The organism is Pseudomonas sp. FSL R10-1339, assembly GCF_009600545.1.
In the GTDB taxonomy this organism is placed as follows: domain Bacteria; phylum Pseudomonadota; class Gammaproteobacteria; order Pseudomonadales; family Pseudomonadaceae; genus Aquipseudomonas; species Aquipseudomonas bubulae.
In genome coordinates, this window is sequence record NZ_WIVQ01000054.1 from 22,011 (window position 1) to 30,703 (window position 8,693).

General features: G+C 58.9%; 6 protein-coding genes. 1 reads left to right on the forward strand and 5 read right to left on the reverse strand.

The genetic code is table 11. The annotated features are described in order from the left end of the window. The 5 genes from hisC to mtnA form a co-directional block, all read right to left on the reverse strand. Positions 1 to 1,113 carry a histidinol-phosphate transaminase gene (gene hisC / locus GHO03_RS15780; protein ID WP_153400169.1) on the reverse strand — a complete coding sequence of 371 codons (1,113 nt, stop codon included), beginning with the start codon at positions 1,111 to 1,113 and terminating at the stop codon, positions 1 to 3. A gap of 11 nt (positions 1,114 to 1,124) precedes the next feature. Beyond that, entirely contained in the window at positions 1,125 to 2,219 is a 1,095-nt protein-coding gene (gene pheA / locus GHO03_RS15785; RefSeq protein ID WP_016780245.1) for a prephenate dehydratase, read from the reverse strand. Continuing rightward, entirely contained in the window at positions 2,219 to 3,304 is a 1,086-nt protein-coding gene (gene serC, locus GHO03_RS15790; RefSeq protein WP_372241757.1) for a 3-phosphoserine/phosphohydroxythreonine transaminase, read from the reverse strand. The genes pheA and serC overlap by 1 nt, the downstream gene beginning before the upstream one ends. Positions 3,305 to 3,519: 215 nt before the next feature. Beyond that, positions 3,520 to 6,174: a DNA gyrase subunit A gene (gyrA, locus tag GHO03_RS15795; RefSeq protein ID WP_153400171.1), complete on the reverse strand. Its 2,655-nt coding sequence runs from the start codon at positions 6,172 to 6,174 to the stop codon at positions 3,520 to 3,522. A 330-nt stretch (positions 6,175 to 6,504) separates the two neighbouring features. Next, entirely contained in the window at positions 6,505 to 7,581 is a 1,077-nt protein-coding gene (mtnA, locus tag GHO03_RS15800) for an S-methyl-5-thioribose-1-phosphate isomerase (protein WP_095002807.1), read from the reverse strand. A gap of 107 nt (positions 7,582 to 7,688) precedes the next feature. Between mtnA and GHO03_RS15805 the strand changes: the two genes are divergently transcribed. After that, the coding region (locus GHO03_RS15805) for a TRZ/ATZ family hydrolase (RefSeq protein ID WP_153400172.1) at positions 7,689 to 8,693 on the forward strand (1,005 nt) is incomplete at its 3' end.

An 8,693-nucleotide genomic window follows, 5' to 3' on the forward strand; every position in this document is an offset into this window, starting at 1 on the left:
TCAACCACGAGCAAGAACCTTGGACAGCGCTTCAAGCAGGCGAGTGTTTTCCGCCGGCAAACCAATAGTGATACGCAGATGGTCAGGCATTCCGTAGTTGGCCACCGGACGCACTATGACACCTTCACGCAACAGCCCCTGATAGACGGGAGCCGCTACCTGACCGAGATCCAGCGCGATAAAATTGCCGCGCGACGGGATCCAGCCCAGGCCCAACTCACGAAAACCGTCCTGTAACTGCTGCATGCCGGCCTCGTTCAGGCGGCGGCTTTGCTCCAGGTAATCGCTGTCTTTAAGCGCCGCGCAAGCCGCAGCCAGCGCCAGACTGTTGACGTTGAATGGCTGGCGAACGCGGTTCAGCACATCGGCCACCACCGCCGTTGACAACCCATAACCCACCCGCAACGCGGCCAGGCCATAGGCCTTGGAGAACGTGCGGGAAACCAGCAGGTTGGGATACCCCGACAAAAACTCCAGACCATCGGGCAGATCACCGCCCTCTGCGTACTCGATATAAGCTTCGTCCAGCACCACAAGCACGTGTTCGGGCACGTCCTGCAAAAACTCGTTCAGCGCATCGACGCCAAACCAGGTACCGGTCGGGTTGTTCGGGTTGGCAATAAAGACCACCCGGGTATCACTGTCGATGGCAGCCAGCATGGCAGGCAGGTCATGCCCCCAGTCCTTGGCCGGCACAACGCGGGCCTGGGCACCTACCGCCTGGGTCACAATCGGATACACGGCAAATGCATGCTCACTGAACACGGCATTTAGCCCCGGCGCCAGGTAGGCACGCGCCACCAGCTCCAGAATATCGTTAGAACCGTTGCCCAGTGTTACCTGGTCAAGCTGTACGCCACACTGCTCAGCCAACAGGCTTTTCAGGGCAAAGCCATTGCCATCCGGGTAGCGCGTCAATTCGGCCAGCTCGGCACGAATGGCTTCCAGCGCCTTGGGGCTCGCACCCAAAGGATTTTCGTTGCTGGCCAGCTTGACGATCGTGGCCGGATCCAGATCCAGTTCACGCGCCAGCTCATCCACAGGTTTACCCGGGACATAAGGCGAAAGTTGTTGTATGCCCGGCTGTGCCAGGGCGAGGAAATCACCGCTCATGTTTTATCGCCTCAGAGAACCGCTTTCGGGTAGGAACCCAATACTTTAAGCGCTACGGCTTCTTGACTGATCTGCTCCAGGACACTTTTGACCAAGGGGTCGCGGTGATGACCAGCAAAGTCGATGAAAAACACATAGGTCCATTTACCGCTACGCGAAGGACGCGTCTCAATACGCGTCAGATCGATCCCGTTCTCATGGAACGGCACCAGCAGCTCATGCAGGGCGCCAGGACGGTTGCTCATGGACACAATGATCGACGTCTTGTCATCGCCAGTGGGTGGCACTTCCTGACTGCCAATCATCAAGAACCGCGTGGAGTTGTCCGGGCGGTCTTCAATTTTTTCGGCCAGTCGGGTCAAGCCGTACAGGCCAGCAGCCATATCACCGGCAATGGCAGCGGAGTTCCACTCACCTTTGACCCGTTTGGCCGCTTCGGCATTGCTCGACACCGCAATACGTTCGACATTCGGGTAGTGTGCATCCAGCCATTTGCGGCACTGAGCCAGCGACTGGGCGTGGGAGTAAATGCGGCTGATACTGTCCGTTTTGGTGTTTTCGCCGACCAGCAGGTGATGGTGGATGCGCAGCTCTACTTCACCGCAGATCACCATGTCATGCTCAAGGAAGCTGTCGAGAGTGTGGTTGACTGCGCCTTCTGTGGAGTTTTCCACTGGCACCACGCCAAAATTCACTGCACCGGCAGCCACTTCGCGGAATACTTCGTCAATGGCAGCCATCGGCTTGCTGATCACGGCATGCCCAAAGTGCTTCATGGCCGCAGCCTGGGTAAAGGTACCCTCGGGGCCGAGATAAGCCACTTTCAGCGGCTGCTCCAGCGCCAGGCACGAGGACATGATTTCGCGGAACAACCGCGCCATCTCTTCGTTGCCCAACGGACCTTTATTGCGCTCCATAACGCGCTTGAGCACCTGAGCCTCACGCTCAGGCCGGTAAAATACCGGCACTTCACCCTCAGCCAGGGAAGCCATCTTGACCCGCGCCACTTCCTGGGCACAACGCGCCCGCTCGCTGATAAGCTCCAGGACTTTTTCGTCCAGACTGTCGATACGCAGGCGCAGCGCCTTGAGTTCTTGCTCGGACATTAGCCGTGTTCCTTTTCGAACTTTGCCATGTAAGCCACCAGCGCGTTAACCGCGTTGATATCCACAGCGTTATAGATCGATGCGCGCATGCCACCAACGGAGCGGTGCCCCTTGAGGTTCAGCAGCCCGCGTGCTTCAGCGCCTGCCAGGAATGGCTTGTCGAGGCGATCGTCCGCCAGACGGAACGGGACGTTCATCCACGAGCGATCAGAAAGGTTGATCGGGTTGCTGTACAGGCCACTGGCGTCGATAAAGTCGTACAAGGTACGTTTTTTCACTTCATTGAGCTTGCCGATTGCCTCGACACCGCCCTGCTCCTTGAGCCATTCGAATACCAGACCTGACAGGTACCAGGCCAGGGTCGGTGGCGTGTTGTACATCGAGCCGTTGTCAGCCGCGACCTTGTAATCGAGCATGGTCGGGCAGATCGAACGCGCACGACCCAGCAGATCTTCGCGAATGATATTGACCACGATGCCACTTGGGCCGATGTTTTTCTGGGCACCCGCGTAGATCATGCCAAAACGGGACACATCAACCGGGCGCGACAGAATATCCGAAGACATGTCAGCGACCAATGGCACATCGCCAGTCTCAGGGATCCAGTTGAATTCCAGACCGCCGATGGTTTCGTTTGGCGCGTAATGAACGTAGGCCGCGTCTTTCGACAGATTCCACTCATTCTGACCAGGAATCGCGAAGTAATCGTAAGGTTTGGCGGTTGCTGCCACGTTGACGTGACCGAAACGCGACGCCTCTTCAATGGCCTTCTGCGACCAGATACCGGTATCGATGTAATCCGCCTTGCCATTTTCAGGCAACAGATTCAGCGGGATCTGGGCAAACTGTTGGCTGGCACCGCCTTGCAGAAACAGGACTTTGTAGTTCGAGGGAATAGACAGCAGGTCACGCAGATCCTGCTCAGCCTTGGTCGCAATGGACACGAACTCATCGCTGCGATGGCTCATTTCCATGACCGAGAGGCCCTTGCCATGCCAGTCGAGCAACTCGGACTGGGCACGCAACAGAACAGCTTCAGGTAGCGCAGCAGGACCTGCGCAGAAGTTATAGGCTCGTTTGCTCACTTCCACTCTCACTCTGATTTGGTGGTCACGCAATAAATCAACTCTCGACACATTGTTGCTTGTAGAAGCGGGCTTGCTAGCGATACGGGCAGTAATGTCTATCTGACATACCGCGCTGATGCCATCGCGAGCAGGCTCGCTCCCACAGTGTCGCAAACTTTCATACTGGACATACAACAAGGGGGCGAATTCTCATCCGCCCCCTGTGTGTCCGCTTATTCCTGCGGCTCTTCGTCAGCGCCAACCTCTAGCGGCTGCTCGTCGTCTGCGCCATCCTGGATGGCCTCACCGTCGAACTCTGCACCGCCTTCATCTTCGAGCTCTTCGCCTTCAACTTCAGAAGGCTCCTGAACCCGCTCAAGCCCTACCAGCGTTTCGTCACTGGCCAGCTTGATCAAGGTGACGCCCTGGGTATTACGACCCAGGCTCGACACTTCGTCGACACGCGTACGTACCAGAGTGCCCTGATCCGAAATCAACATGATTTCTTCACCGTCCTGCACCTGAACCGCACCGACCAGACGGCCATTACGCTCGTTGCTGACCATGGCGATAACACCCTGGCCGCCACGCTTGTACTCTGGGAACTCGCTGATCGCCGTACGCTTGCCATAGCCACGCGCCGAAGCGGTAAGGATCTGGCTACCCTCCTCAGGGATCAGCATGGAAATCAGCTTCTGCCCTTCTGGCAGACGCATGCCGCGTACACCGCGGGCAGTACGGCCCATGGCACGGACATCGGACTCTTTGAAGCGAGTCACCTTGCCACCGTCGGAGAACAGCATGACTTCACGCTCGCCATCGGTGATCGCGGCGCTGATCAGCACGTCGCCTTCGTCCAGTTCCAGCGCGATCAAGCCTACGCTGCGCTGACGGCTGAAGGCTTCCAGAGGGGTCTTCTTCACGGTGCCGTTGGCGGTCGCCATAAAGATGAAGTGACCCTCGGTGTACTCTTCGACCGGCAGCATGGTGGTGATGTATTCACCCTCATCCAGCGGCAGCAGGTTCACCAGCGGACGACCACGGGCAGCGCGGGACGCCTCAGGAATTTCATAGGTCTTCAGCCAGTACACCTTGCCCTTGCTGGAGAACAGCAGCAGCGTGGTGTGACTGTTGGCAACCAGCAGGTGAGCGATGTAGTCCTCATCCTTGACGCCAGTAGCCGACTTGCCTTTACCGCCACGACGCTGGGCCTGATACGCAGCCAATGGCTGGGTCTTGGCATAGCCACCGTGGGAAATGGTCACGACGCGCTCTTCTTCCGGGATCATGTCACCCAGGGTCAGATCAAGACGGTGATCCAGAATTTCGGTACGACGCACATCGCCGTATTCGGCGCGAATGACTTCCAGCTCTTCGCGGATCACTTCCATCAGGCGCACGGCGCTATTGAGGATGCGGATCAGCTCACCGATCTGGTTGAGAATTTCCTGGTACTCGGCCAGCAGCTTTTCGTGCTCCAGACCGGTCAAGCGGTGCAGGCGCAACTCAAGAATGGCCTGGGCCTGCTCCGGCGACAGGAAGTATTTGCCATCACGCAGACCGTATTGCGGATCGAGGTTTTCCGGACGGCACGAATCGGCACCGGCGCGCTCAACCATGGCCACTACCGCTGTCGACTCCCAAGGGGTGCTGATCAGCGCTTCCTTGGCTTCGGACGGGGTTGGCGAGGCCTTGATCAGTGCAATGACCGGATCGATGTTGGACAGGGCTACGGCCTGGCCTTCAAGGATATGGCCTCGCTCGCGGGCTTTGCGCAGCTCGAAAACAGTACGACGGGTAACCACTTCACGACGGTGACGTACGAAAGCTTCGAGCAGGTCCTTGAGGTTCAGGATGCGCGGGCGGCCATCGATCAGGGCAACGATGTTGATACCGAAAACACTTTGCAGCTGAGTCTGGGCATAAAGGTTATTGAGAATAACCTCCGGCACCTCACCACGGCGCAGCTCGATCACAACGCGCATGCCGTCTTTGTCGGACTCGTCACGCAGCTCGGTGATGCCTTCAAGCTTCTTCTCTTTTACCAGCTCGGCGATCTTTTCGATCAGGCGAGCCTTGTTCAGCTGGTACGGCAGCTCGGTGATGACGATCTGTTGACGACCACCGACCTTGTCGATGTCTTCGATCATCGAGCGGGCGCGCATGTAAATGCGGCCACGGCCCGTGCGATAGGCTTCGATGATACCGGCACGGCCGTTGATGATGGCGGCAGTCGGGAAGTCCGGGCCCGGGATGAACTGCATCAGTTCATCGATGCTCAGTTCCGGGTTGTCGATCAGCGCCAGGCAGCCGTCGATGACTTCACCCAGGTTATGCGGCGGAATATTGGTGGCCATACCCACGGCGATACCGCTTGAGCCGTTGACCAGCAAGTTGGGAATTCGTGTCGGCATGACGGCCGGGATCATTTCCGTGCCGTCGTAGTTCGGCACCCAGTCCACGGTCTCTTTGTGCAAGTCGGCCAGCAATTCGTGGGCCAGCTTGGTCATGCGCACTTCGGTGTATCGCATGGCCGCAGCGTTGTCGCCGTCGACCGAACCGAAGTTGCCCTGACCGTCTACCAGCAGGTAGCGCAGGGAGAATGGCTGAGCCATTCGAACGATGGTGTCGTAAACAGCAGTATCACCATGCGGGTGATACTTACCGATTACGTCACCGACCACACGGGCAGATTTCTTGTACGGCTTGTTCCAGTCGTTGTTCAGTTCGCTCATCGCAAACAGCACACGCCTGTGCACGGGCTTCAAGCCATCGCGCGCATCAGGCAGTGCCCGCCCGACAATTACGCTCATTGCGTAGTCGAGGTAGGACTGTTTCAGCTCGTCTTCGATATTGACCGGGAGGATTTCTTTGGCCAGTTCGCCCATGAGAAGCCTGATTCCTTTTTCGGGTGAAACTTCGCCACATCCATTCGGGACGAACGAAGCTCGCCGCCGCTGGCCACGTGCCACGCAACGACTTACGACAAATCAACAAGTTATGTCACGGATTTGCGCAGTAAGGGCAACCCTTGCGGGTCACCCTGGAAACCGCCGAATGTTATCACAATCGCCGCCACGCACCTATCCCTCAGATGTGCATGGAGCGTAGTAATTACGACGTTTATCGGCCTGAAGGGCCCCAGAGGGACTCTGAAGGCGATTTGAAGCACCCGCGTTCCTCTTCGCGGCCTTCGGCAGCGACGACAGGCTTGCGTTTCAATGCAAGCGCTTGCGGCACATCAATTGCGCCATCTTTGCCGCATCCGGGCGTTCAATCACACCCTTCTCGGTGACAATCACATCGATCAGGTCCGCCGGCGTCACATCAAACACCGGGTTGAAGGCCTGCACATCCGCGCCGACCCGCTTGCCACCCACTTCCAGCAGTTCGCGGCCGTCACGCTCCTCAATCGGGATGTCATCACCCGAGGCCAGATCCATGTCGATGGTCGAGCTCGGGGCCACCACCATAAAGCGCACGCCGTGGTGCATGGCGTTGACCGCCAGTTGGTAGGTGCCGATCTTGTTCGCCACATCGCCATTGGCAGTGATGCGGTCAGCGCCCACGATCACCCAGGTGACGCCTTTGGTTTTCATGATATGCGCTGCTGCCGAATCGACATTGAGCACCACCGGGATGCCTTCATTGGCCAGCTCCCACGCAGTCAGGCGCGAACCCTGCAGCCAGGGCCGGGTTTCGTCGGCATAGACCTGCTCGATCATGCCTTCGAGCCAGGCCGCCCGGATGACCCCCAGCGCCGTACCAAAGCCGCCTGTGGCCAGGGCTCCGGTGTTGCAGTGGGTCAGCACCGCCTGGGCATTGCCCTGATGGCGGCGAATGACATCGACACCCAACTGCGCCATGGTCAGATTGGCCTCGCGATCACTTTCGTGGATGGCAACAGCCTCTGCCTCAAGCACCTGCAATACATCCGCGCGGTTTTGGCTTCGAGCCAGACGTTCGCGCATGCGATTCAAGGCCCAGAACAGGTTCACTGCCGTAGGACGCGAGTCCGCCAGCAGGGTGAAGTCCTCTTCCAGCGCTGCCAGCCAGTCACCACCTGCAGCCTTGCGCACACGCGCAGCCAGCACCACGCCATAGGCCGCCGCGATACCGATTGCCGGGGCGCCGCGCACGACCATGTCGCGAATCGCTTGCGCCACACCGTCAACGCCGGTGTACGCCAGCCAGCTCTCTTCAAAGGGCAGAATGCGTTGATCCAGCAGATACAGGGCGTCATCCCGCCAATCGATGGCCTTAACCTTTTCCGCAGCCAACAGTCGATCGCGCATGCCTTCCCCCATTACCTGGTAACAAAGCGGCCGATTATAGCGAGCCCACCCCCAAGACGCTCGGGTATACTTCGCCTCCTTTTATAACGCACTGGAATCAGTTTTCGATGCCGACCCCAACCACGCCCCTGGACTTACTGCTGTTACCCACCTGGCTGGTGCCTGTAGAACCGGCCGGTGTCGTACTCAAGGATCACGGCGTGGGCATTCGCGACGGCTGCATTGTGTTCATCGGCCCGCGCGAACAGGCGCTGAAGCTCACCGCCACGCAAACCCGCGAGCTGCCGGACATGCTGCTCAGCCCGGGGCTGATCAACGCGCACGGGCACGCGGCCATGACGCTGTTCCGCGGCATGGCCGACGACCTGCCCCTGATGACCTGGCTCGAACAGCATATCTGGCCGGCCGAGGGCAAATGGGTCGATGAGCAGTTCGTGCGCGACGGCACCAACCTGGCCATCGCCGAACAGCTCAAGGGCGGCATCACCTGCTTCAGTGACATGTATTTTTTCCCGAAAGTTGCCAGCGAGTGCGTGCACAAGAGCGGTATCCGTGCACAAATCGCCATTCCGATTCTCGACTTTCCGATTCCCGGCGCCAGCAGCGCAGACGAATCCCTGCGCCAGGCCGTCGAACTGTTTGCCGACCTGAAGTTTCACCCGCGGATCAAAATTGCCTTCGGCCCCCATGCGCCTTACACCGTAAGCGACGACAACCTGGAGAAAATCCGGGTCATCGCCGACGAGCTGGATGCCGCCATTCATATGCACGTTCACGAAACCGCCTTCGAAGTGCATCAGGCCGTCGAGCAACACGCCGAACGCCCGATGGCCCGCCTCGCCCGCCTGGGCTTGCTGGGCCCGCGCTTCCAGGCCGTACACATGACCCAGATCAGCGATGACGACCTGGCCATGCTGGTAGAAAGCAACTCCAGCGTGGTTCATTGCCCCGAGTCCAACCTCAAACTGGCCAGTGGCTTCTGCCCGGTGGAGCGCCTGTGGCAAGCCGGAGTCAATGTGGCGGTGGGTACCGACGGTGCGGCCAGCAACAATGACCTCGATCTGCTCGGCGAAACCCGCACCGCCGCCTTGCTGGCCAAGGCCGTTGCAGGC